Annotated in this window: 20 protein-coding genes; 12 read left to right on the top strand and 8 right to left on the bottom strand. The window is 53.7% G+C overall.

The window, feature by feature from the left end; all coding sequences use genetic code 11:
• Positions 1-23 precede the first annotated feature (23 nt).
• Genes leuA through leuD form a run of 4 tightly spaced genes read left to right on the top strand, consistent with a single transcriptional unit; the run spans position 24 to position 4705 of the window.
• On the top strand, positions 24-1595 hold the full coding sequence (leuA, locus tag SK38_RS13765; protein WP_008786191.1) for a 2-isopropylmalate synthase: 1572 nt from the start codon (positions 24-26) through the stop codon (positions 1593-1595).
• Positions 1595-2686: a 3-isopropylmalate dehydrogenase gene (leuB, locus tag SK38_RS13770; protein WP_003829570.1), complete on the top strand. Its 1092-nt coding sequence runs from the start codon at positions 1595-1597 to the stop codon at positions 2684-2686. Before leuA ends, leuB begins: the two co-directional genes overlap by 1 nt.
• A gap of 2 nt (positions 2687-2688) precedes the next feature.
• On the top strand, positions 2689-4089 hold the full coding sequence (leuC, locus tag SK38_RS13775; RefSeq protein WP_008786189.1) for a 3-isopropylmalate dehydratase large subunit: 1401 nt from the start codon (positions 2689-2691) through the stop codon (positions 4087-4089).
• A gap of 10 nt (positions 4090-4099) precedes the next feature.
• On the top strand, positions 4100-4705 hold the full coding sequence (leuD, locus tag SK38_RS13780; RefSeq protein ID WP_003829572.1) for a 3-isopropylmalate dehydratase small subunit: 606 nt from the start codon (positions 4100-4102) through the stop codon (positions 4703-4705).
• A 45-nt stretch (positions 4706-4750) separates the two neighbouring features.
• On the opposite strand, the gene idnR is transcribed toward leuD, so the two are convergent.
• The 5 genes from idnR to sgrT all read right to left on the bottom strand — a co-directional run bounded on the left by idnR (position 4751) and on the right by sgrT (position 9626).
• Positions 4751-5743: a DNA-binding transcriptional regulator IdnR gene (gene idnR / locus SK38_RS13785; protein ID WP_032944294.1), complete on the bottom strand. Its 993-nt coding sequence runs from the start codon at positions 5741-5743 to the stop codon at positions 4751-4753.
• Between the two features lie 82 nt (positions 5744-5825).
• The gene (locus SK38_RS13790; RefSeq protein WP_003829574.1) at positions 5826-7109 is read right to left on the bottom strand and encodes an MFS transporter; all 1284 of its coding nucleotides are present in this window, start codon (positions 7107-7109) and stop codon (positions 5826-5828) included.
• Between the two features lie 58 nt (positions 7110-7167).
• Positions 7168-7932: a gluconate 5-dehydrogenase gene (idnO, locus tag SK38_RS13795; RefSeq protein ID WP_008786186.1), complete on the bottom strand. Its 765-nt coding sequence runs from the start codon at positions 7930-7932 to the stop codon at positions 7168-7170.
• 278 nt (positions 7933-8210) lie between these two features.
• Positions 8211-9389, bottom strand: a complete 1179-nt coding sequence (locus tag SK38_RS13800; protein WP_003829576.1) for a sugar efflux transporter — start codon at positions 9387-9389, stop codon at positions 8211-8213.
• 108 nt (positions 9390-9497) lie between these two features.
• On the bottom strand, positions 9498-9626 hold the full coding sequence (gene sgrT / locus SK38_RS13805; protein WP_020996233.1) for a glucose uptake inhibitor SgrT: 129 nt from the start codon (positions 9624-9626) through the stop codon (positions 9498-9500).
• Positions 9627-9725: 99 nt separating this feature from the next.
• On the opposite strand from sgrT, the gene sgrR reads away from it, so the two are divergent.
• The 4 genes from sgrR to thiQ all read left to right on the top strand — a co-directional run bounded on the left by sgrR (position 9726) and on the right by thiQ (position 14919).
• The gene (gene sgrR, locus SK38_RS13810; protein ID WP_048214950.1) at positions 9726-11381 is read left to right on the top strand and encodes an HTH-type transcriptional regulator SgrR; all 1656 of its coding nucleotides are present in this window, start codon (positions 9726-9728) and stop codon (positions 11379-11381) included.
• Between the two features lie 286 nt (positions 11382-11667).
• Positions 11668-12651: a thiamine ABC transporter substrate binding subunit gene (gene thiB, locus SK38_RS13815; RefSeq protein ID WP_048236144.1), complete on the top strand. Its 984-nt coding sequence runs from the start codon at positions 11668-11670 to the stop codon at positions 12649-12651.
• Positions 12627-14237: a thiamine/thiamine pyrophosphate ABC transporter permease ThiP gene (gene thiP / locus SK38_RS13820; protein WP_048236145.1), complete on the top strand. Its 1611-nt coding sequence runs from the start codon at positions 12627-12629 to the stop codon at positions 14235-14237. Before thiB ends, thiP begins: the two co-directional genes overlap by 25 nt.
• Positions 14221-14919, top strand: a complete 699-nt coding sequence (gene thiQ, locus SK38_RS13825) for a thiamine ABC transporter ATP-binding protein ThiQ (RefSeq protein ID WP_032942352.1) — start codon at positions 14221-14223, stop codon at positions 14917-14919. The genes thiP and thiQ overlap by 17 nt, the downstream gene beginning before the upstream one ends.
• A 97-nt stretch (positions 14920-15016) precedes the next feature.
• On the opposite strand, the gene SK38_RS13830 is transcribed toward thiQ, so the two are convergent.
• Both SK38_RS13830 and araC read right to left on the bottom strand, forming a co-directional pair.
• Positions 15017-15784: a DedA family protein gene (locus SK38_RS13830; protein WP_003829584.1), complete on the bottom strand. Its 768-nt coding sequence runs from the start codon at positions 15782-15784 to the stop codon at positions 15017-15019.
• Positions 15785-15903: 119 nt separating this feature from the next.
• The gene (araC, locus tag SK38_RS13835; RefSeq protein WP_003829586.1) at positions 15904-16749 is read right to left on the bottom strand and encodes an arabinose operon transcriptional regulator AraC; all 846 of its coding nucleotides are present in this window, start codon (positions 16747-16749) and stop codon (positions 15904-15906) included.
• Positions 16750-17088: 339 nt separating this feature from the next.
• Between araC and araB the strand changes: the two genes are divergently transcribed.
• The 3 genes from araB (at position 17089) to araD (ending at position 21112) form a co-directional block, all read left to right on the top strand.
• Complete coding sequence (gene araB / locus SK38_RS13840) at positions 17089-18798, top strand: ribulokinase (RefSeq protein WP_048236146.1); 1710 nt, start codon at positions 17089-17091, stop codon at positions 18796-18798.
• 10 nt (positions 18799-18808) lie between these two features.
• Positions 18809-20311 (top strand): L-arabinose isomerase, encoded by a 1503-nt coding sequence (araA, locus tag SK38_RS13845; protein WP_003829590.1) that lies wholly within the window; start codon positions 18809-18811, stop codon positions 20309-20311.
• Positions 20312-20416: 105 nt separating this feature from the next.
• Positions 20417-21112 (top strand): L-ribulose-5-phosphate 4-epimerase, encoded by a 696-nt coding sequence (gene araD / locus SK38_RS13850; protein WP_048214955.1) that lies wholly within the window; start codon positions 20417-20419, stop codon positions 21110-21112.
• A 39-nt stretch (positions 21113-21151) separates the two neighbouring features.
• Here the strand turns inward: araD and SK38_RS13855 are convergent, their stop codons facing one another.
• Positions 21152-21538 (bottom strand): DUF4751 family protein, encoded by a 387-nt coding sequence (locus SK38_RS13855; protein WP_048236147.1) that lies wholly within the window; start codon positions 21536-21538, stop codon positions 21152-21154.
• Between the two features lie 573 nt (positions 21539-22111).
• Here SK38_RS13855 and polB point away from each other — a divergent pair.
• Positions 22112-24463, top strand: coding sequence for a DNA polymerase II (polB, locus tag SK38_RS13860; RefSeq protein WP_048236148.1), 2352 nt, complete (start codon positions 22112-22114; stop codon positions 24461-24463).
• Positions 24464-24545: the final 82 nt, after the last annotated feature.

Raw genomic sequence — 24545 nt, forward strand, 5'->3', positions numbered from 1 at the left:
CTAAGTAACCAAGGACCTAAACCATGAGCCAGCAAGTCATTATTTTCGATACCACCTTACGCGATGGTGAACAGGCGTTACAGGCAAGCCTGAGTGTGAAAGAAAAACTGCAGATTGCGCTGGCCCTTGAGCGTATGGGCGTTGACGTGATGGAAGTAGGTTTCCCCGTTTCTTCACCGGGCGACTTTGAGTCAGTTCAGACCATTGCTCGTCAGGTTAAAAACAGCCGCGTTTGCGCCTTAGCCCGCTGCGTAGAAAAAGATATCGACGTCGCTGCAGAATCGCTGAAAGTCGCTGAAGCTTTCCGTATTCATACGTTTATCGCCACCTCGCCGATGCACATCGCGACGAAATTACGCAGTACGCTGGATGAGGTCATTGAGCGCGCGGTCTACATGGTTAAGCGTGCGCGTAATTATACCGATGACGTGGAGTTCTCCTGCGAAGATGCAGGCCGTACCCCTATCGCCGATCTGGCTCGCGTTGTTGAAGCTGCTATTAACGCGGGTGCCAAAACCATTAACATCCCTGATACCGTCGGTTACACCATGCCTTTCGAATTTGGGGCAATCATTTCTGGCCTGTATGAACGCGTACCAAATATCGATAAAGCCATCATCTCCGTACACACCCATGATGATTTAGGTTTGGGCGTCGGCAACGCGCTGGCAGCCGTTCACGCCGGAGCGCGTCAGGTGGAAGGCGCGATGAACGGTATCGGCGAACGCGCCGGTAACTGCTCACTGGAAGAAGTGATCATGGCGATCAAGGTGCGTAAAGATATCCTGAATGTACAGACCCGCATCAATCACCAGGAGATCTGGCGTACCAGTCAGTTAGTCAGCCAAATCTGCAACATGCCAATTCCGGCAAACAAAGCCATTGTCGGTAGCGGCGCCTTTGCCCACTCCTCCGGCATCCATCAGGACGGCGTACTGAAAAACCGTGAAAACTACGAAATCATGACGCCTGAATCCATTGGTCTGAACCAGGTACAGCTGAACCTGACCTCCCGTTCCGGACGCGCCGCGGTGAAACACCGTATGGATGAGATGGGATATAAAGAAAATGAATACAGCCTGGACAACCTGTATGACGCATTCCTGAAACTGGCGGATAAAAAAGGTCAGGTATTTGATTACGACCTGGAAGCGCTGGCCTTCATTAATAAACAGCAGGAAGAACCAGAGCATTTCCGTCTGGATTACTTCAGCGTGCAGTCCGGCTCAAACGACATCGCCACCGCCTCCGTCAAGCTGGCCTGCGGTGACGAAGTCAAAGCCGAAGCGGCGAACGGTAACGGTCCGGTCGATGCTATTTATCAGGCCATCAACCGTGTAACTGAGTACAACATCGAACTGGTGAAATACAGCCTGACCGCCAAAGGGCACGGTAAAGATGCGCTGGGTCAGGTGGATATCGTTGCCAACTATAACGGTCGTCGTTTCCACGGCGTCGGTCTGGCGACAGATATCGTCGAATCTTCTGCTAAAGCGATGGTGCATGTGCTGAACAACATCTGGCGCGCCGAAGAAGTCGAAAAAGAATTGCAACGCAAAGCTCAGAACAACGAGAACAACAAGGAAACCGTGTGATGTCGAAGAATTATCATATTGCTGTTTTGCCGGGTGACGGTATTGGCCCGGAAGTGATGGCGCAAGCCCTGAAGGTACTGGACGCAATCCGCAACCGTTTTAACATGCGCATTACCACCAGCCACTACGACGTGGGTGGTGCCGCGATCGATAACCACGGTCAGCCGCTGCCACCTGCAACGGTTGAAGGCTGTGAACAAGCTGACGCCATTCTGTTTGGCTCCGTTGGCGGCCCGAAATGGGAAAACTTACCGCCAAACCAGCAGCCAGAGCGTGGCGCACTGCTGCCATTGCGTAAGCACTTCAAATTATTCAGCAACCTGCGCCCGGCTAAGCTCTACCAGGGGCTGGAAGCGTTTTGCCCTCTGCGCGCAGATATTGCCGCGAACGGTTTCGACATCCTGTGCGTACGCGAACTGACTGGCGGGATTTACTTCGGTCAACCAAAAGGCCGCGAAGGCAGCGGACAACATGAAAAAGCCTTTGATACCGAGGTTTATCACCGTTTCGAGATCGAACGTATTGCGCGTATCGCGTTTGAATCCGCTCGCAAACGTCGCCGTAAAGTTACGTCGATTGATAAAGCTAACGTACTGCAAACGTCTATTCTGTGGCGCGAAATTGTCAATGAAATTGCTAATGAATATCCAGACGTTGAACTGGCGCATATGTACATCGACAACGCGACAATGCAATTAATTAAAGATCCATCCCAGTTCGACGTGTTGCTGTGCTCTAACCTGTTCGGTGACATTCTGTCTGATGAGTGCGCCATGATCACCGGTTCAATGGGCATGTTACCGTCCGCCAGCCTGAATGAGCAGGGCTTCGGTTTGTACGAGCCTGCTGGCGGCTCCGCTCCGGACATCGCCGGGAAAAATATTGCCAACCCTATCGCCCAGATCCTGTCGCTGGCGCTGCTGCTGCGCTACAGCCTGGATGCCAATGATGCGGCAACCGCAATTGAGAGCGCCATCAACCGCGCATTAGAAGAAGGCATTCGCACCGGTGACTTAGCCCGTGGCGCTGCCGCAGTCAGTACCGATGAAATGGGCGACATCATTGCCCGTTACGTCGCAGAAGGGGTGTAATCATGGCCAAAACGTTGTACGAAAAATTGTTTGATGCGCACGTCGTCTTTGAGGCGCAAAACGAAACCCCACTGTTGTACATCGACAGGCATCTGGTGCATGAAGTGACCTCTCCGCAGGCGTTTGATGGTCTGCGCGCGCATGGCCGTCAGGTGCGCCAGCCAGCTAAAACCTTTGCCACCATGGATCACAACGTCTCGACCCAAACCAAAGACATCAACGCGTCGGGTGAGATGGCGCGCATCCAGATGCAGGAGCTGATTAAGAACTGTAACGAATTTGGCGTCGAGCTGTACGACCTGAACCATCCGTATCAGGGTATCGTTCACGTGATGGGGCCAGAACAAGGCGTGACGTTGCCGGGTATGACCATCGTCTGCGGCGATTCCCACACCGCTACACACGGCGCGTTCGGCGCACTGGCATTTGGCATTGGCACCTCTGAAGTTGAACACGTTCTGGCGACGCAGACCCTGAAACAGGGGCGCGCCAAAACCATGAAGATTGAAGTCAACGGTAAAGCAGCCGCTGGCATTACCGCAAAAGATATCGTGCTGGCGATTATCGGTAAAACCGGTAGCGCAGGCGGTACCGGACATGTCGTTGAGTTTTGTGGCGAAGCCATCCGTGCATTGAGCATGGAAGGCCGGATGACCCTGTGCAACATGGCCATTGAAATGGGCGCCAAAGCGGGTCTGGTCGCACCGGATGAAACGACCTTTAACTATGTTCAGGGTCGTTTACACGCACCGAAGGGCGAGGATTTTGACCACGCGGTTACATACTGGAAAACCCTGAAAACCGACGACAACGCGACGTTTGATACCGTCGTTACCCTGCAGGCAGAAGAGATCGCTCCGCAGGTCACCTGGGGAACAAACCCAGGTCAGGTCATCTCGGTGAACGATAATATTCCCGACCCGGCGTCATTTACCGATCCCGTTGAGCGTGCATCAGCTGAAAAAGCGCTGGCGTATATGGGGCTGAAACCGGGTATTCCGTTAACGGAAGTGGCTATCGATAAAGTGTTCATCGGTTCCTGCACCAACTCGCGTATTGAAGATTTACGCGCCGCGGCAGAAATCGCCAAAGGGCGCAAAGTTGCGCCGGGCGTGCAGGCACTGGTGGTGCCGGGCTCTGGTCCGGTGAAAGCGCAGGCGGAAGCAGAAGGTCTGGATAAGATCTTTATCGAAGCCGGTTTTGAATGGCGTTTACCGGGCTGTTCCATGTGCCTGGCGATGAACAATGACCGCCTGAACCCAGGCGAACGCTGCGCATCCACCAGCAACCGTAATTTTGAAGGTCGTCAGGGCCGCGGTGGTCGCACGCATTTAGTCAGCCCGGCCATGGCCGCCGCTGCCGCCGTTACCGGTCATTTTGCCGACATTCGCAGCATCAAATAAGGAAACTACCATGGCAGAGAAATTTACCCAGCATACCGGCCTGGTTGTCCCACTGGATGCCGCCAACGTTGATACCGACGCAATTATCCCTAAACAGTTTTTGCAGAAGGTTACGCGCACCGGTTTTGGCGCCCATCTGTTTAACGACTGGCGTTTCCTGGACGAAAAGGGCCAACAGCCGAATCCTGAGTTCGTTTTAAACTTCCCGGAATATAAAGGGGCATCAATTCTGCTCGCACGGGAAAACTTTGGCTGCGGCTCTTCACGCGAACATGCGCCGTGGGCACTGACCGATTACGGCTTTAAAGTGGTGATCGCACCAAGCTTCGCCGACATCTTCTACGGCAACAGTTTCAATAACCAACTGTTGCCGGTGACCCTGAGCGACGCGCAGGTTGATGAAATGTTCGCGCTGGTGAAAGCCAATCCGGGCATTAAATTTGAAGTGGATCTGGAAGCGCAGGTGGTGAAAGCAGGCGATAAGTCCTACAGCTTTAAAATCGACGACTTCCGCCGCCACTGCATGCTCAACGGTCTGGACAGCATCGGGCTGACGCTGCAGCATGAAGCGGCCATCACCGAGTACGAAGACAAACAGCCAGCGTTTATGCAGTAATCTCTTCCGCTGGTCACCGCACGGTGGCCAGCCCTTTCTCTTCGCCTAAAGCGTATCGCCGTAATAGATTTGGTAGCCAAGATTGACGCTGCCCGGCGCATCTTTCCCGTTCAAACGCTTAATCAGAATATCCGCCGCCGTTTTGCCAATCTCAAAGCGTGGCGTAATCACGCTGGCGATTTTTTGCAGCCGCGCACGGCCAATTTCCAGCCCGTGGAAACCGGCAATCGCCATTTTTCCCGGCACATCGTACTGCTGTGCCTGACACTCCAGCAGCGCGCCAACCGCCAGGTCATCGTTGGTACAGAAAATAGCGTCAATATCCGGCTTTTCCGCCATCGCCTGCTGGAACATCTTGCGGCCCAGCGCCACCGACGAAATAGTTTTTGGCGCCAGGTGGTACGCTTCCAGTCCCTGCGCCGCCAGCGCTTTCTCGGTGCCGCGAAAACGGCTAAGGTCTCGGGGGTCATCCATCGAGCCAAAGAAAGCAATGCTGCGTTTACCGCTGTCGATAAAAGCCTGCGTCATTTCAAACGCGGCTTTTTCGTTATCAAACCCAACCTGTATATCAAGATACTGGCCGCTAATATCCATCAGTTCCGCCACCGGTACGCCGCTGGCGCGCACGTACTGGATCATCCGCTCGGTATGCAGCTTTCCCGTGAGGATCAGGCCGTCGATATTGTAAGAGAGCAGGTTCAGCACCTCGCGTTCTTCACGCTCGGCATCATATTCGTAGTTGGCGATCAGCGTCTGGTACTGGCAGGCCGAGGTGACGGATTCAATCCCTGCCAGCACGTCGGCAAAGATCTGATTACGAAACGAGGGGATCAGCACACCAATGGTTTTGCTGCGTGCGTTGAGCAGAATTTCCGGGGCGCGATTGGGGATGTAGTTGTTCTCTTCCATCACTTTCGAAATCAATTCGCGGCTGCGTTGCGACACCTGATTCGGGTCACGCAGATAACGGCTGACCGTCATCTTATTCAGCCCGGCCAGATTAGCGATATCCTGTAATGTCATCCGATTGTTTTTCATGAGGTTCTCTACGACCAACAGCCCATTATGCTCGCAGAGAACCTTATCACAGCCGGTTAGCGACTGCACTCCTCGCTCAACCTTAACGCGTAGCCATCTCAGCCGACGGCGACGTGGTTTCATTTTGCGCACGAACGCAGTACATCAGCACCACCGACGCCAGCAGAGCAATCGCCATGAAGGTGTAGGAGACGCCCGGCCCGCCGGTCACGCCGTTGAGGTACCCCACCAGCCACGCGCCGAGGAATGCCCCTAACGCGCCAAAACTGTTGATCATCCCCATCGACACGCCGGAGACGTTGCGCGGTAGCAGTTCGGGGATCAGCGCAAAGAACGGCCCGTAAGGCGCATACATACAGGCAGCGGCCACAACCAGCAGCGCGTAGGAGAGCCAGAAGGACTGGTTGCCCAACAGCCACGAGGCAAAGAACGCGATGGCGGCAATCAACAGCAGCGGCCAGATAAACAGCTTACGGTTCTGGAACTTATCGGACAGCCAGGAGACGGTCAGCATCAGGCAGATCGCCGCCAGATACGGCACCGCTGCCAGCCAGCCCACCGCCACAATGTCCATCTGAGCTGCATTTTTGAGGATTGACGGCATCCACATCATGAAGCCATACACCCCGATGCTCCACAGCGCATGCACCGCGCAAAGCATAATGACGCTGCGTGAACGCATCGCTTCACCGTAGTTACGCATTGGTTTGATGTCGCGCTGCTCGCGATCCATCGCCTGCTGTAATGCCTGTTTCTCCTGCTCGCTCAACCAGCCCGCATCCGCCGGTTTGTCCCGTACCAGAATCACCCAGCAGAACGCCCAGATCACCGCCGGGATACCTTCGATAATAAACATTTCGCGCCAGCCCCAGGCTTCAATCAGGTAGCCGGAGACTATCGACATCCACAGCACTGTGACCGGGTTGCCAAGAATTAAAAAGGTGTTGGCGCGCGAGCGTTCAGTTTTGGTAAACCAGTTGCTGATATAAATCAGCATCGCGGGCATCACCGCCGCTTCGACGATGCCGAGAATAAAGCGGATCGCCATCAGCGTTGGGATATTGCTGACAAAGCCGGTCGCCGCGGCACAAAGCCCCCAAAGGATCAGGCTGTAAAAAATCATTTTGCGCACGCTATGTTTAACGGCGTACATCGCGCCCGGCACCTGGAAAAAGAAATAGCCCAGGAAGAATAACGCGCCAATTAACGATGCTGTTCCCTGAGTAATCCCTAAGTCATGTTCAATACCGGCGGCAGCGGCAAAGCCGTAATTGGCGCGGTCGAGATAAGCTAAGCTGTAGGTAATAAAAATAATCGGCATTAAATACCACCAGCGACGCGCTGGCAGTTTTGCGAGCATATTCATACTCACTCCTTGGATTATTGTTTTATCGCTCAGGCCGCGCGTTGCGGCCCATTATTGATCAGACCGCGGCCAGCATGCCGCCGTCCACAAACAGAAGATGCCCATTCACAAAGTCAGAAGCGGGCGCGGCAAGATAAACCGCCGCGCCGATCAGCTCCTCCGGGTTACCCCAGCGAGCGGCGGGCGTGCGCTGGAACAGCCAGGCGGAGAATGCTTCATCGTTGACCAGCGCGGTGGTCATGTCGGTGGCGAAATAGCCGGGAGCAATGCCATTGACCTGAATATTGTATTCCGCCAGTTCCACGCACATGCCACGGGTTAACATTTTGACCGCGCCTTTTGACGCCGCGTATGGAGTAATGGTTTTACGACCTAATTCGCTTTGCATTGAGCAGATATTAATAATCTTCCCGCGGCGGCGTTGCACCATGTAGCGGGAAACCTGCTGCGACACCAGAAAGACCGATTTCTGGTTTACATCAATCACTTTGTCCCATTCAGCCTCCGGGAATTCTGTGAAGGGAAAACGACGCTGAATTCCGGCGTTGTTAATTAAAATATCAATGGCCCCAACTTCCTTTTCGATTTGCGCGATGGCGCGCGCCACCTCTTCCCCGTTGGTGACATCAAATCCATAGCCAACGGCGCGATAGCCTTCGGCAACCAGTTTGTCCGCCGCCGCCTGAGCGCGCTGCTGGGTAATATCGTTAATCACAATCTCAGCACCGTGCGCCGCCAGACCGTTGGCCAGCAGGTTACCAATGCCCTGAGCGGAACCGGTAATCAGCGCGCGTTTACCGGTCAGGTCGAATAGGTTCTTCATAAAAAACTCCTTTTTTAATAACTGTTACGCGTAACTGTATACGCGTAACAGTAGAAAAAAGAAGATCCAGGAAGAGGAAAATGATCGTTATGTGATCAACATTACATTTACGTGCAAGATGAAAAAAAGAGGGATTGGCCTGATAAGCGTAACGCGATCAGGCCGTAAGGACAGGTTGCCGGATGGCGGCGTAAACGCCTTATCCGGCCTACAAAAACGACAAAAGCGAATACGAAATGTCGTCCGGTCGAGCACTGCAACGCCGGGACTGCACCGGACTAAACATCCTTCACCCGCCCGGTCATCCACAGCGTCACCACCGAAATCACCGCAATCACCCAATAGACGGCATAGTGACCGTAGCTTTGCGCAACAGCCCCCTGAATCACCCCTGCCAGAATGACTCCCGTTGAAATACTGTTGGTAAATAATGTGGTCGCTGATCCCGCACGTCCGGGCATCAGATCCTGAAACCACAGCATGCCTATCCCGGCGATAATACCGATAAATACCGCGTTAAACAGTTGCAGCACCAGCAGCGCCGTACGGCTGTGAAAGAAGATCAAACCAAGATAAAACAGCACACCTGCCGCGACGGCCGCGATCATCATTCGCCGTTTGCCAAAGCGCTTCACGTAATAGCCCGCAAGAATCATCGCCGGAATTTCCAGTCCAGCCGCCGTCCCCATTAAAATCCCGGCCAGCTTGTCCGGCAAGCCCAGTTCGAGGCTTATCCACAGCGGCATATCGATGATGTACATGGTGTTGCAGGTCCACATCAGCGTGGAGGCAATAAACAACATGCGTACATTTTTGTCCTGCCAACCGCCGGTCTGTTCCAGCGGCACGTCTACAGGCTGCTCCACCCGAGCAACTGACGGCAGTATCAGCGCAATCAGCACCAGGCTAATGGCAAAAATCCCTGCGGCAATGGAAAACATCGCCGTAAAGCCGTAATTCAGCGCCAGCATAAAAGCCAGCGGTGGGCCAATTACCCAGGCCAGTGAAAGCTGCGCACGCATCACCGAGCTAAACATCACCACTTCACGCGCGGAGTTATCAGCATATTCCCGCGCCAGCGCAAACAGCTGCGGCATGGCGGTGTTCGCCAGCGAGGCCAGCAGCACACCGCAGGTGATCAGCGTAAGATAGTGACGATTAAAGGCAAACAGCAACGCATTGCCAATTGCCATCAGGCAGCAGAACATGATCAACTTACGTCGATCGCCCTGGCTGTCGGATCGTTTCGCGAGGCCAAGGCTGACGACGATCCCGACAATCGCATTGACGGTGTAAAACAGCCCGACCCAAAATGGCTGCGCCCCGACTTCACGGCTCAGGAACAGACTCAGCGTGGGTGCCTGCAATGCCCCCGCCACGCCCATCATAAAAGCGACCAGCATAAATGCTGCGTAAACGCCGTTGAGGCGCCGTCCCATGGTCATAATCCAGAGCATATCTTTCCTTTTAAGCGCAGCTGAAACGAAAAAAGCCAGCAGATGATACCTGCTGGCGCGGCGATTAACACCAATACTCAGTCACACATGATGTCTGCAATTTCCAATTCAGGAGTCAGATGTCATCTCCCACTGCATCAGCTCTTCGAGCATCTTTAAGCGCTGCGGGGCACTCAGGCAAGCCAACCAGGACGATTTTTCTGTCGCGGTAAAGTACTTCAACCAGAACTGACGCATAGATGACCCCTTCGTTGTCTCATCGCTTCATCGGAATCTATTATTGGCTTAATATAGGGATTATAAAATTGCTGAGTTTTCCGCAGGAGTTCCCCTTTTATGTCTTCTGGTCGTTTGCAACAACAGTTCATCCGTCTGTGGCAATGCTGTGACGGCAAGACGCAAGACACGACGCTCAACGAGCTGGCGGATCTGCTGAGCTGCTCGCGCCGCCATATGCGTACGCTGCTTAATACCATGCAGGATCGTGGCTGGTTAACGTGGGAAGCTGAAGTAGGACGAGGTAAACGCTCGCGACTGACATTCCTCTATACCGGGCTGGCGCTCCAGCAGCAGCGCGCGGAAGACCTACTGGAACAGGATCGCATCGATCAACTAGTGCAGCTTGTCGGTGACAAAACGGCCGTACGGCAAATGCTGGTCTCCCACTTGGGCCGCAGCTTTCGCCAGGGTCGGCATATCATGCGCGTTCTCTATTATCGCCCGATGCACAACCTGCTCCCCGGCACGGCATTACGCCGCTCCGAAACCCATATCGCCCGGCAAATTTTCAGTGCCTTAATTCGGGTAAATGAGGAAAATGGGGAACTGGAAGCGGACATTGCCCATCACTGGCAGCAAATTTCACCTTTGCATTGGCGATTCTTCCTGCGCCCGGGGATCCATTTTCATCATGGCCGCGAGCTGGAAATGGAAGATGTTATCGCCTCGCTGAGGCGCATTAACGCCCTGCCGCTGTACTCACACATCACGCAGATCGTCTCTCCCACGGCCTGGACGCTGGATATCCATCTGGCCCAGCCAGATCGCTGGCTTCCCTGGCTATTGGGGCAGGTCCCCGCCATGATCCTGCCGCGAGAATGGGAAACGCTAAACAACTTTTCCAGCCACCCGATTGGTACCGGTCCGTATGCGGTAATGCGCAATACCAATAACCAACTGAAAATTCATGCATTTGATGATTACTTTGGCTACCGGGCGCTGATTGACGAAGTTAACGTTTGGGTATTACCCGACATCGGAGAAGAGCCTGGCGGCGGGTTGACGCTAAAAGGTCCAACAGAGGATGAAAAGGCGATCGAAAGCCGCCTCGAAGAAGGCTGCTACTACCTGTTGTTTGATGCGCGTAGCCACCGTGGCGCGAACCAGGAGGTTCGCGAGTGGGCAAGCCGCGTTCTCTCGCCAACGAATTTAATCTGCCACGCCGATGAACAGTACCAGCGGTTGTGGTTTCCCGCCTACGGTTTGCTTCCCCGCTGGCATCACGCCAAACCTGGCCATGGTGAAAAACCCGCCGGGCTGGAAACGCTGACGATCACCTACTATCGCGATCATATCGAACACCGGATTATCGCGCAGATCATGAAAACGTTGCTGGCGCAGCATCAGGTACAGTTGAATATTCAGGAGATCGACTACGATCAATGGCATGCAGGTGAAATCGTCAGCGATATCTGGCTCAACAGCGCCAACTTTACCCTCCCGCTGGACTTCTCACTGTTCGCACATTTGTGCGAAGTCCCTTTGCTGCAAAACTGTATCTCGCGGGACTGGGAAAACGATGCGGCTCGCTGGCGAACGGGCGAAATGAGCCTGGCAGCATGGTGCCAACAGTTGCTCGCCACAAAGGCCATTGTGCCATTAATCCACCACTGGCTGATCATTCAGGGACAGCGCAGTATGCGCGGGCTGCGCATGAATACCCTCGGCTGGTTTGATTTTAAATCGGCGTGGTTTGCGCCGCCGGATCCTTAATTGCTGCTGAGCAACAAAATCATTACACTAACGCCGTTCTCAACGGGGTGCTAAATAAAAAACATACACAAGATCATTCATGATGCATCAAGGCGGCAAGCGAGTGAGTCCCCAGGAGCATAGATAACTATGTGACTGGGGTGAGCGAGCGCTGCCAACACAGAGGCAGCGTGAATGATGAAGTGTATGGGCTGAGAGATACCCGTCGAACCTGATCCGGATAATGCCGGCGAAGGGATTTGAGGCTTATCTCAAGTCCTTTGCCACCCAACTCTTGAGGTGCAAAGTGTTTAAAAAATGTCTTCCGCTTTTACTGCTGTGCGCAGCGCCTGCTTTCGCTAAACCTGTACTGACCGTCTATACCTACGACTCGTTCGCAGCTGACTGGGGCCCGGGCCCGACAATCAAAAAAGCCTTTGAAGCTGACTGCAACTGCGAGCTAAAACTGGTCGCGCTGGAAGATGGCGTTTCGCTGCTTAACCGCTTGCGCATGGAAGGAAAAAACAGCAAAGCCGACGTCGTACTGGGTCTGGATAACAACCTTCTGGAAGCCGCCACACAAACCAAACTGTTTGCCAAAAGTGGTGTTGCAAACGACGCCGTTAACGTACCCGGCGGCTGGAAAAACGATACCTTCGTTCCGTTTGATTACGGCTATTTCGCCTTCGTTTATGATAAAAACAAGCTGAAGAATCCGCCCAAAAGCCTGAAAGAACTGGTAGAGAGCGACCAAAAATGGCGCGTCATTTATCAGGATCCGCGCACCAGCACGCCGGGATTGGGTCTGCTGCTATGGATGCAGAAAGTCTATGGCGATAAAGCGCCAGAGGCGTGGCAGAAACTGGCAGCCAAAACCGTCACCGTCACCAAGGGCTGGAGCGAAGCCTACGGCCTGTTCCTGAAAGGTGAAAGCGATCTGGTGCTCAGCTACACCACCTCTCCGGCCTATCACATCATCGCCGATAAAAAAGACAACTACGCCGCAGCCGACTTTAGCGAAGGCCATTATTTGCAGGTGGAAGTCGCCGCCCGTACCGCGGCCAGCAAGCAGCCGGAACTGGCCGAGAAATTCCTGAAGTTTATGGTATCCCCGGCATTCCAGAATGCGATTCCGACCGGCAACTGGATGTATCCCGTGACGCAAGTCGCCCTACCGCCAGGATTCGAGCAACTGAATAAACCGACCACCGCGCTGGAATTTACGCCGCAGCAGGTTGCGGCTCAACGTCAGGCATGGATTAGCGAATGGCAACGCGCCGTCAGCCGTTAATTCCCGGCTGGCTGTTTCCTGGGCTTACCGCCGCCACGCTGATGGTGGCCGTTGCCCTGGCCGCATTTTTGGCACTGTGGTTTAACGCCCCGCAGGGAGAATGGCTCTCGCTGTGGCAAGATGACTACCTGTGGCACGTGGTGCGCTTTTCTTTCTGGCAGGCTTTTTTATCCGCTGTGCTGTCGGTTGTCCCGGCGATTTTCCTTGCCAGAGCGCTCTATCGTCGCCGTTTTCCAGGACGTCTGGCGCTGCTGCGCCTGTGCGCGATGACGTTAATCCTGCCAGTGCTGGTCGCGGTATTCGGTATTCTTAGCGTCTACGGCCGCCAGGGTTGGCTGGCCTCGCTCTGGCATACATTCGGGCTGGAGTGGACGTTTTCGCCATACGGTTTGCAGGGCATTCTGCTGGCGCATGTCTTTTTCAATCTGCCGATGGCCAGCCGCCTGCTGTTACAGTCGCTGGAGAATATTCCCGGCGAACAGCGGCAGTTAGCCGCTCAGTTGGGTATGCGTGGCTGGCATTTCTTCCGTTTTGTTGAATGGCCGTGGCTGCGTCGTCAGATCCTGCCCGTCGCGGCACTCATCTTTATGCTGTGCTTCGCCAGCTTCGCCACAGTTCTGTCGCTGGGCGGCGGGCCACAGGCCACCACCATCGAGCTGGCTATCTACCAGGCGCTGAATTTTGATTACGATCCTGCCCGCGCAGCCATGCTGGCGTTGATCCAGATGGTTTGTTGTTTGGCGCTGGTGCTCCTCAGTCAACGTCTGAGCCGGGCGATTGCTCCCGGTGCTACCCTGGTACAAGGCTGGCGCGATCCCGACGATCGCCTGCACAGCCGACTGGCTGACGCAATCCTGATTATTCTTGCCCTGTTGCTGTTACTGCCGCCGTTGCTGGCGGTGATTGTCGATGGCTTAAACCGCCATGTTCTGGATGTACTGATGCAGCCAGTGCTGTGGCAGGCGCTGGGAACCTCGCTGCGCATCGCATTAGCAGCAGGAGCGTTATGCGTCGTGCTCACTATGATGCTGTTATGGAGCAGTCGTGAACTTCGTGCCCGACAGCAACTGCTGGCAGGTCAGATGCTGGAGTTGAGCGGCATGATGATCCTCGCCATGCCGGGCATCGTGCTGGCAACCGGCTTCTTTCTGCTGCTCAATAACACCATTGGTCTTCCTGAATCTGCCGACGGCATTGTCATTTTTACCAATGCGCTGATGGCGATCCCTTATGCACTGAAGGTAATGGAAAACCCAATGCGTGACGTCACTGCGCGCTACAGTATGTTGTGCCAGTCGTTGGGCATTGAGGGATGGTCGCGCCTGAAAGTGGTTGAACTGCGCGCCCTGAAGCGCCCGCTGGCGCAGGCGATGGCGTTTGCCTGCGTCCTGTCGATTGGCGATTTTGGCGTAGTGGCGTTATTTGGTAATGAGGATTTCCGTACCCTGCCGTTTTATTTATATCAGCAGATTGGCTCTTATCGCAGTCAGGATGGCGCGGTTACGGCGTTATTACTGCTGATCCTGTGCTTTACGCTGTTTACCGTTATTGAGAAATTGCCGGGCCAAAATGTTAAAACTGATTGATATCACATGGCTTTATCACCATTTGCCTATGCGCTTTACGCTGTCGGTCACGCGCGGTGAGCAAATAGCTGTACTCGGGCCCAGCGGCGCCGGGAAAAGTACGCTGCTGAATCTGATTGCCGGCTTTCTCACGCCTGCCAGCGGTACCATGATGATTGACGGTGAAGATCACACCACCACGCCGCCCTCACGCCGTCCCGTTTCCATGTTGTTTCAGGAAAATAACCTGTTCAGCCATCTGAGCGTACAGCAAAACATCGGCCTGGGCCTGAATCCGGGATTGAAGCTGAACACATCGCAGCGGGAGAAAATGCACCACATCGCTCAACAAATGGGACTCGACTCTCTGCTGGAACGCCTCCCCGGTGAGCTTTCCGGCGGGCAGCGGCAGCGCGTGGCGCTGGCGCGTTGTCTGGTGCGAGAACAACCTATTTTACTGCTTGATGAACCGTTCTCAGCGCTCGATCCCGCGCTGCGCCAGGAGATGCTAACGCTGGTCGCCGAAGTCTGTCGCGAGAAGCAGCTGACGTTGCTGATGGTTTCTCACAGCGTAGAAGATGCCGCGCGAATTGCGTCCCGCTCGATTGTGGTCGCCGACGGGCGCATCGCGTGGCAGGGCAAAACGGACGATCTGTTAAGCGGCAACGCCAGCGCCTCGGCGCTATTGGGCATTAAAGCATAATGCGTTGCCGGATGACGGCGTGAACGCCTTATCCGGCCTGTAGGTCGCACATTTTGTAGGCCGGATAAGGCGAAGCCGCCATCCGGCAAAGGTATCGTCAGTAACCTACAACCTTACGCAGAATGTCGATATACACCGGCATCAGCGGATGGCGCAGTAACGCCACCAGCGCGACCACGCCGATCCCGAGCGTTAACGGCGCCAGATACAGCAAACGGCTGCGGGGGAAATACGCCGTTAAGCGATCAACAGCCGCTTTGCCACTGCGCCATAGCCGCCAGCAAAACCAGCCGCCCACCCAGAGCAACACCGCCGTCGCCAGCAGCAACCATTTAAAATCCCCGCTCTGCATATCAGAAGGGATATCAATTGCCGCTCCCGCCAGGATCCCCGGCAGGAAGTAGAACGGTGGCCACAGCACGCAGCCAATAATATTCGGGACGATAAATTTAGCGACAGGCAGATCCAGCATGCCTGCTACCATCGGCACCAGCGGGCGCGTCGGTCCGACAAAACGCCCCACCAGAATAGTAAACATGCTGTGCTGATGCAGGGCGTGCTCGGTTTTATCCAGCAACGCTTTGTTCTTTTTCATGAACGACCAACGGTGCAATGGCTTTTTAAAGCGCCAGCCCAACCAGAAGGAGATCCAGTCCCCCAACAGGCAGCCGACGATGCCCGCAAGCCAGGCATGCCAGAAGTTCAGTTCGCCGCTGCCAATCAGCGCGCCCAACCCCGCCATCATCACGGTCCCGGGCAGAATCAGACCAACCAGCGCCAGCGACTCCAAAAAAGCCACCAGAAGTACGGCGATCAGAGAGTACAGGGCGGACTGGAGAATAAAGTGTTCCAGCAATGCTTGCATAATGTGTCCGTCAAATTTACGAAGCAGGGATTTTGATAACCCCTCTCAACTTCGTCAAGCCATCAATTGTCTGAATAGATTGCGAGTTATGACAACTTTCAGGATACATCATTCACTTTTTATTCACATCCAGCGCGAAACTCACTCGGACTGGCACCGGTACATTTTTTGAAAACACGAGAGAAATAGAGCTGGTCGTCAAAACCAACATTGCGACCCACGGTGGCGATAGGCATACGTGTGGTACTCAGCAGTAGCTTCGCCTGGCTGATGCGCTGGTCCTCGCGCCAGCTTAATACGCTGATCCCCAACTGCTGACGGAACAGATGCGACAAACGGGAAGGCGACAGGCAGACGTGTTGCGCGACGCTGGCGATATCAAAATTGCTGTCCGCCAGGTGATCGCTGATGTACTGGCAGGCATCGCGGACGCGGTTGTCCATGGGCGGGTGTAGCGATTCATTGATGGCTTCCATACGTCGGAGCAACAACTGCTCCAGTAAATTAATCGCCAGCAGTTCGGAATAACGACCTTCTCCCTGCCCGGCGTTAATTATCTGCCCAAACAGTTCGTTAAAATGCGGCTGATGTGCTTCATCCGGGCGGAAAAAACCGGTCTGGCCAAAAATGGCCGGCCAGGTCAGCCACTCCTGCCAGTAGGCGCGCGGACGAAAGTAAACCCACTGGTGATACCACTCGCTGGCATCAGGATGGCGCCCGTAGTGGTGAATTTCTCCAGGTGGAAACAACAGAATATCGCCAGGCCGGCAGACAAACTGCTTGCCCTGATTATTGATAACCCCTTCGCCACGGATGGTGAGATTGAGGATATAACCCTTCATACCCAGCGGCCTGTCGATAAAAAAATCCAGGTATCCGTTCGCCTCAATGGGGGTTAATCCGGCCACCAAATGCGCGTTAAACGAATAACCTGGCAACAGGGGATCGTTTTGCGTTTCAGCCATAATTTCAATACTCCCTACGTCCTGCCAAGAAACAATTTGTCCATATTACGCCAGACATCATCGCTGTCGCCCCTGCGGGCCGCTGTATTTGCGGCAATGGACCACCAACCCCGCTTGTGAAAAGCTCTTTGTAAAAAACATGTACTACGCCAACGTCAAAATCGGCTAACAAAAGTGTCTATAACTACGGCAGAAATGTCCACATTGATTATTTGCACAGCGTCACACTTTGTGATGTCACAGCATTTTAGTCCATAAGATTAGCGGATCCTGCCTGACGTTTTTTATCGCTACTCACTACTGTTTATCCATACCCGTATTTTTGGATGGAGTAAGACGATGGCGATTGCAATTGGCCTCGATTTTGGTAGTGATTCAGTACGCGCTTTGGCGGTGGAATGTGCCACCGGCGAAGAGATCGCCACCAGCGTTGAGTGGTACCCACGTTGGCAGGAAGGGCAGTATTGCGATGGCCCAAACAACCAGTTTCGCCATCATCCGCGCGACTACATTGAGTCCATGGAAGCGGCGCTGAAAACCGTCCTGGCCGAGCTGAGCGCAGAACAACGCGCGGAAGTAGTCGGGATTGGCGTTGACAGTACCGGCTCAACCCCGGCACCCATCGATGCAGACGGTAATGTACTGGCGCTGCGTCCGGAGTTCGCGGAAAACCCGAATGCGATGTTCGTCCTGTGGAAAGATCACACCTCAGTAGAAGAAGCCGAAGAAATCACCCGCCTGTGCCATACACCGGGCAAGATCGATTACTCCCGCTATATTGGCGGCATTTATTCCAGCGAATGGTTCTGGGCCAAAATCCTGCATGTAACTCGTCAGGACCACGCAGTTGCCGAAGCTGCGGTTTCGTGGATTGAGCTATGCGACTGGGTTCCGGCCCTGCTCTCCAACACCGTACGCCCACAGGATATTCGTCGCGGTCGCTGCAGCGCCGGGCATAAATCTCTGTGGCATGAAAGCTGGGGTGGTCTGCCGCCAGCCAGTTTCTTTGACGAACTCGACCCCATCCTCAACCGCCATCTGCAATACCCAATGTTTACCGATACCTTCACCGCGGATCTGCCGGTTGGCACCCTGTGCGCCGAGTGGGCACAGCGTCTGGGGCTAACGGAGAGTGTGGTGATTGCAGGCGGCGCTTTTGACTGCCATATGGGCGCGGTCGGCGCAGGTGCACAGCCTAACACGCTGGTAAAAGTCATCGGCACGTCAACCTGCGACATTCTGATTGCCGACAAGCAAAGCGTTGGCGAGCGTGCGGTGAAAGGCATTTGCGGCCAGGTTGATGGCAGCGTGGTGCCTAATTTTATTGGCCTCGAAGCTGGTCAGTCTGCATTCGGCGATATCTATGCCTGGTTTAGCCGCGTGCTGAGCTGGCCGCTGGAACAGCTTGCCGCACAGCATCCGGAACTGCAGACCCAGATTAAAGCCAGTCAAAAACAGCTGCTGCCTGCACTCACCGAAGCCTGGGCGAAAAATCCATCACTGGAGCATCTGCCGGTCGTGCTCGACTGGTTCAACGGTCGCCGTACGCCCAATGCCAACCAGCGTTTGAAAGGGGTGATTACCGATCTGAACCTGGCAACCGACGCGCCAGCGCTGTTCGGTGGCCTGATTGCCGCCACCGCCTTTGGCGCGCGCGCCATTATGGAATCCTTCACCGAACAAGGCATTGCGGTTAACAACGTGATGGCGCTTGGCGGTATCGCGCGCAAGAACCCGGTCATCATGCAGGCCTGCTGTGACGTGCTGAACCGTCCGCTACAGATTGTCGCTTCAGACCAGTGCTGCGCACTCGGTGCGGCTATCTTCGCCGCCGTTGCCGCGAAAGTACACGCCGATATCCCTGCCGCTCAGCAGCAGATGGCAAGCGCCGTGGAAAACACGCTGCAACCTCGCCCAGAGCAGGCTCAACGTTTTGAACAGCTTTACCGCCGCTATCAGCAGTGGGCAGTAAGCGCTGAACAGCAATACCTTCCGACTGCCGCTCCGGCGCAACAAGCCCCGGTAGACCTGGCACCCCTGACACATTAAGGACACGACAATGACGATTTTTGATAACTATGAAGTGTGGTTTGTGATTGGTAGCCAGCATCTGTATGGCCCTGAAACCCTGCGTCAGGTAACCCAACATGCCGAGCACGTCGTTAACGCACTGAATACTGAAGCCAAACTGCCCTGCAAGCTGGTATTAAAACCGCTGGGCACTTCCCCTGATGAGATTACCGCTATCTGTCGTGACGCGAACTACGACGATCGCTGTGCAGGGATGGTGGTCTGGCTGCATACCTTCTCCCCGGCCAAAATGTGGATTAACGGTCTGACTATCCTCAACAAGCCGCTGATGCAGTTCCACACCCAGTTCAATGCCGCCCTGCCGTGGGACAGCATTGATATGGACTTTATGAACCTGAACCAGACTGCGCACGGCGGTCGTGAGTTCGGCTTCATCGGCGCGCGTATGCGTCAGCAGCATGCCGTGGTCACCGGTCACTGGCAGGATAAACAAGCGCACGAACGCATTGGCTCCTGGATGCGCCAGGCCGTGTCCAAACAGGATACCCGCCATCTGAAGGTCTGCCGTTTTGGCGACAACATGCGTGAAGTTGCGGTCACCGATGGCGATAAAGTCGCTGCGCAGATCAAGTTCGGCTTCTCGGTAAACACCTGGGCCGTGGGCGATCTGGTGCAGGTAGTGAACGCAATTAGCGACGGTGAAATCAACGCGCTAATCGATGAGTACGAAAGCACCTATACCATGACGGCGGCGACGCAAGTCCACGGTGAAAAACGTCAGAATGTCCTGGAAGCGGCCCGTATTGAACTGGGGATGAAGCGCTTCCTGGAACAGGGCGGATTCCACGCCTTCACCACCACATTTGAAGATTTACACGGCCTGAAACAGCTCCCTGGTCTGGCCGTACAGCGTCTGATGCAGCAAGGCTACGGTTTTGCGGGCGAAGGCGACTGGAAAACCGCCGCTCTGCTTCGCATCATGAAGGTGATGTCAACCGGTCTGCAGGGCGGCACCTCATTTATGGAGGATTACACCTACCACTTCGAGAAAGGCAACGATCTGGTGCTCGGCTCGCACATGCTGGAAGTGTGCCCGTCCATCGCGGTGGAAGAGAAACCGATCCTCGACGTACAGCACCTCGGCATTGGTGGTAAAGACGATCCTGCCCGTCTGATCTTCAACACCAAAACCGGCCCGGCAGTGGTTGCCAGCCTGATCGATCTCGGCGATCGCTATCGCCTGCTGGTTAACTGCATCGACACGGTACAAACGCCGCATTCCCTGCCAAAACTGCCTGTCGCTAACGCGCTATGGAAAGCTCAACCGGATCTGCCAACCGCTTCTGAAGCTTGGATCCTGGCCGGTGGCGCGCACCACACCGTGTTCAGCCACGCGCTGGATCTGAACGACATGCGTCAGTTCGCTGAAATGCACGATATCGAGATCGCGGTGATCGATAACGATACCCGCCTGCCAGCCTTTAAGGACGCGCTGCGCTGGAACGAAGTGTATTACGGCTTCAAACGTTAACAACTGCCGGATGACGGCGTAAACACCTTATCCGGCCTACAAGAATGTGCGATTTGTAGGCCGGATAAGCGTAGCGCCATCCGGCAAGATTCATCGGAGAGCATCATGTTAGAAGATCTCAAACGTCAGGTACTGGAAGCCAATCTGGCGTTGCCTAAGCACAATCTGGTCACCCTGACCTGGGGGAACGTCAGCGCCGTCGATCGCGAGCGCGGCGTGTTTGTGATTAAACCTTCGGGAGTCGATTACAGCGTAATGACCGCCGACGATATGGTGGTAGTCAGTATCGCCACGGGTGAAGTTGTAGAAGGTACGAAGAAACCTTCCTCAGATACCCCAACACACCGTTTGCTGTATCAGGCGTTCCCGACCATTGGCGGCATTGTTCACACCCATTCGCGCCATGCAACCATCTGGGCACAGGCGGGTCAGTCGATTCCGGCAACGGGGACCACCCATGCGGACTATTTCTACGGTTCGATTCCCTGCACACGCAAAATGACCGACGAAGAAATCAACGGCGAATATGAATGGGAAACCGGTAACGTAATCGTTGAAACCTTTGAAAAACAAGGTATTGACGCCGCACAGATGCCTGGCGTGCTGGTGCACTCTCACGGTCCATTTGCCTGGGGAAAAAATGCCGAAGATGCGGTGCATAACGCCATCGTGCTGGAAGAAGTCGCCTATATGGGGATCTTCTGTCGCCAGCTCGCGCCGCAGTTACCGGATATGCAGCAAACCCTGCTAGATAAACACTACCTGCGCAAACACGGTGCAAAAGCGTATTACGGGCAGTAAAAAAATAAGCGCGCAGATAATCTACGCGCTCCTTTATAGTTATTCGCTATAATATTCGGCGAATGAACCTTGGTATACACAATCATTTGAACAGATATAATCAATTACATTATCATAGTGTCCATGAGCCTTATTTCCTTCCAGACAATGGAAAAAGACATAATCTGTAATGGTCGCCTGCCACTTCTGCCCGTTCAGCAGATAATTAATCACTGTATCTTTGTGCCCCTTACTTTTGTCATTACCCTGCCAGTGAAAAAAAGCGCTACCATTTTCAATAATTTCAGCATTCCACAACTTACCGTCCCATGTTTTATATAAAATATACTTGCTCACAGTTTTAATGGCTGGATTAGAAATCATTGTGTTAACAAACATATAGTTCTGATATTTAATGCCAAGCTGATGTTTGGAAAGAACGTTCATAAAAACTCCATTTTTTCAAAATTAATATCAAAAGGACAAAAAAATGCACAAGCCATCGAAAAAATAAAATTATATTCACAGAGAATTTCCCGACGAAATTGAATTAAAACTGCTTATTCAGAGCAATAACAATCCTATTTAAATATATTATATTTAAGATGATGGCCCAAACATTTCGAATGAAAGTTTTACACTAACAGCTAATAAAAACAAATAAAAATATAATTTTTTTACTAATCCGAGAAATATGTAGCAAAATCAAATGAGCACTATTCCTAAAAAACAGAAAAAGTATGAAAACGAACTTGTAATTAACAATTAAAACATAAACAACGTAATTAATGGAAACTAATGTACAAATACCAGCTATAACATATCTATCTGTAGCCTATCAAAGCTATTTGATTCATATATTGCATATGAAGATAACATTGTCAGGTAGGAATAATTATTTTACTCAGGAAAGCGTATTTCGGGCAGTAACCTCTTCTGAGCATGACAACTGTATAAAATCACAGCCAATCTATCAGAACCAGGCTATAATAATGCCTGGTTTTTTGACGGATACGCAGCGTGGCGCAAGCAGGTTTTATTTTAACCCGGCACTGGCGGGACACCCCGCAGGGAACTGAGGTCTCATTCTGGCTGGCTACAGACGATGGGCCGCTGCAGGTCACGCTCGCGCCTCAGGAGTCGGTCGCGTTTATTCCCACCAGTCAGGTTCCTCGCGTAATGTCATTATTACGCACTGAAAACGGCTATCGCCTGAAATCGCTGCAATTGCAAGACTTCCACCGCAATCCTGTTTCCGGCCTGTATTGCCGCTCACATCGCCAGCTCATGCGGTTGGAAAAACTGCTGCGCGAAAACGCAGTCACCGTCTATGAGGGCGATGTACGCCCACCTGAGCGGTATCTGATGGAGCGCTTTATCACCTCCCCTGTTTGGGTCGAAGGCGACAGACATAATGACATGCTGGTGAATGCCCGCCTGAAGCCGAACCCTGACTATCGACCACCGCTAAAATGGGTATCGCTGGATATTGAAACCACGCGCCACGGCGAACTCTATTGCATCGGTCTTGAAGGCTGCGGGCAGCGTATTGTCTATATGCTCGGCCCGGCAAACGGCGACGCCTCTACGCTTGATTTTGAACTTGAGTACGTAGCAAGCCGCCCGCAGTTGCTGGAAAAACTCAATGACTGGATTGCCCGTCACGATCCTGATGTGATAATCGGCTGGAACGTCGTGCAATTCGATTTACGCGTCCTGCAAAAGCACGCCGAACGTTACCGCATTCCCCTGCGTTTTGGTCGCGATAGCAGCGAGCTTGAGTGGCGCGAGCATGGCTTCAAGAACGGCGTATTCTTCGCTCAGGCTAAGGGGCGCCTGATTATCGACGGTATTGAGGCGCTAAAATCCGCGTTCTGGAATTTCTCGTCATTTTCACTGGAAACGGTATCGCAAGAGCTGCTTGGCGAAGGGAAGTCGATTGATAATCCGTGGGACAGAATGGACGAAATCGACCGTCGGTTTGCCCAGGATAAACCCGCGCTCGCCACCTACAATCTCAAAGACTGTGAGCTGGTCACGCGTATTTTTCATAAAACCGAGATCATGCCATTTCTGCTGGAGCGCTCGACGGTCAACGGTCTGCCGGTCGACCGTCACGGTGGTTCGGTTGCCGCCTTCGGCCACCTCTACCTTCCGCGCATGCACCGGGCGGGTTATGTGGCGCCGAATCTGGGTGAAGTCCCCGCGCACGCCAGTCCCGGCGGCTATGTGATGGACTCGCGCCCGGGATTGTACGACTCCGTACTGGTGCTGGATTACAAAAGCCTGTATCCCTCAATAATTCGTACTTTTTTAATCGATCCGGTGGGGCTTATCGAAGGGATGGCGCAGCCGGATCCGGAACACAGCACCGAAGGTTTCCTTGACGCCTGGTTTTCACGCGAAAAGCACTGCCTGCCTGAAATCGTTACTCAGATCTGGCACGGGCGCGAAGAAGCAAAACGCCGCGGCAATAAGCCACTCTCGCAGGCGTTGAAAATCATCATGAACGCATTTTACGGCGTGCTGGGCACCACCGCCTGTCGCTTTTTCGACCCGAGACTGGCCTCGTCCATTACCATGCGCGGCCATGCGATCATGCGCCAGACCAAAGCGTTAATTGAGGCTCAGGGTTACGATGTCATTTATGGCGATACCGATTCCACCTTTGTCTGGCTGAAAAAGGCGCACTCAGAAGACGATGCAGCCCGAATTGGTCGGGAACTTGTGAGCTATGTCAACACCTGGTGGGCGCAATCGCTGAAGCAACAAAATCTGACCAGCGCGCTGGAGCTGGAATTTGAAACCCATTTTTGTCGCTTTCTGATGCCGACCATTCGCGGTGCAGATACCGGCAGTAAAAAACGCTATGCAGGGATGATTCAGGACGGTGCAGAGCAACGTATGGTGTTTAAGGGACTGGAAACAGTACGAACCGACTGGACGCCGCTGGCCCAACAGTTTCAGCAGGAGCTATACCTGCGAATTTTTCGTAACGAACCTTATCAGGAGTTTGTTCGCGAGACTATTGCCCGTCTGATGGCCGGTGAAATGGATGAACAACTGGTGTACCGCAAGCGCCTGCGCCGCCCGTTAAGCGAATACCAGCGAAATGTTCCACCACACGTTCGTGCCGCGCGACTTGCCGATGAGCAGAATGTAAAACTGGGGCGTCCACCGCAGTATCAGAATCGCGGAACCATAAAATATGTCTGGACGGTCAATGGCCCAGAACCTGTTGATTATCAGCTATCTTCGCTCGATTACGAGCATTATCTGACCCGCCAGATCCAACCTGTTGCTGAGGGAATTCTTCCCTTTATTGACGATAATTTTGCTACACTACTCACAGGACAACTGGGGTTATTTTGACGCGTGACGAAACCGCCGCCATCCAGTACCATAGCGCCCTTTCCATTCCTGGACCCATTTAACACCACTACCACTGATTTAT

The organism is Citrobacter sp. MGH110 (assembly GCF_001037515.1).
Lineage (GTDB): Bacteria > Pseudomonadota > Gammaproteobacteria > Enterobacterales > Enterobacteriaceae > Citrobacter > Citrobacter portucalensis.

Excerpts from the sequence above, each read along its gene's own strand:
- leuB (WP_003829570.1), top strand. The coding sequence starts at position 1,595 with ATGTCGAAGAATTATCATATTGCTGTTTTGCCGGGTGACGGTATTGGC.
- araB (WP_048236146.1), top strand. The coding sequence starts at position 17,089 with ATGGCGATTGCAATTGGCCTCGATTTTGGTAGTGATTCAGTACGCGCT.
- leuC (WP_008786189.1), top strand. The coding sequence starts at position 2,689 with ATGGCCAAAACGTTGTACGAAAAATTGTTTGATGCGCACGTCGTCTTT.
- SK38_RS13830 (WP_003829584.1), bottom strand. The coding sequence starts at position 15,784 with ATGCAAGCATTGCTGGAACACTTTATTCTCCAGTCCGCCCTGTACTCT.
- idnR (WP_032944294.1), bottom strand. The coding sequence starts at position 5,743 with ATGAAAAACAATCGGATGACATTACAGGATATCGCTAATCTGGCCGGG.
- thiQ (WP_032942352.1), top strand. The coding sequence starts at position 14,221 with ATGTTAAAACTGATTGATATCACATGGCTTTATCACCATTTGCCTATG.
- leuD (WP_003829572.1), top strand. The coding sequence starts at position 4,100 with ATGGCAGAGAAATTTACCCAGCATACCGGCCTGGTTGTCCCACTGGAT.
- araD (WP_048214955.1), top strand. The coding sequence starts at position 20,417 with ATGTTAGAAGATCTCAAACGTCAGGTACTGGAAGCCAATCTGGCGTTG.
- sgrT (WP_020996233.1), bottom strand. The coding sequence starts at position 9,626 with ATGCGTCAGTTCTGGTTGAAGTACTTTACCGCGACAGAAAAATCGTCC.
- araC (WP_003829586.1), bottom strand. The coding sequence starts at position 16,749 with ATGGCTGAAACGCAAAACGATCCCCTGTTGCCAGGTTATTCGTTTAAC.
- SK38_RS13855 (WP_048236147.1), bottom strand. The coding sequence starts at position 21,538 with ATGAACGTTCTTTCCAAACATCAGCTTGGCATTAAATATCAGAACTAT.
- idnO (WP_008786186.1), bottom strand. The coding sequence starts at position 7,932 with ATGAAGAACCTATTCGACCTGACCGGTAAACGCGCGCTGATTACCGGT.
- thiP (WP_048236145.1), top strand. The coding sequence starts at position 12,627 with ATGGCAACGCGCCGTCAGCCGTTAATTCCCGGCTGGCTGTTTCCTGGG.
- sgrR (WP_048214950.1), top strand. The coding sequence starts at position 9,726 with ATGTCTTCTGGTCGTTTGCAACAACAGTTCATCCGTCTGTGGCAATGC.
- SK38_RS13790 (WP_003829574.1), bottom strand. The coding sequence starts at position 7,109 with ATGAATATGCTCGCAAAACTGCCAGCGCGTCGCTGGTGGTATTTAATG.
- leuA (WP_008786191.1), top strand. The coding sequence starts at position 24 with ATGAGCCAGCAAGTCATTATTTTCGATACCACCTTACGCGATGGTGAA.
- araA (WP_003829590.1), top strand. The coding sequence starts at position 18,809 with ATGACGATTTTTGATAACTATGAAGTGTGGTTTGTGATTGGTAGCCAG.
- SK38_RS13800 (WP_003829576.1), bottom strand. The coding sequence starts at position 9,389 with ATGCTCTGGATTATGACCATGGGACGGCGCCTCAACGGCGTTTACGCA.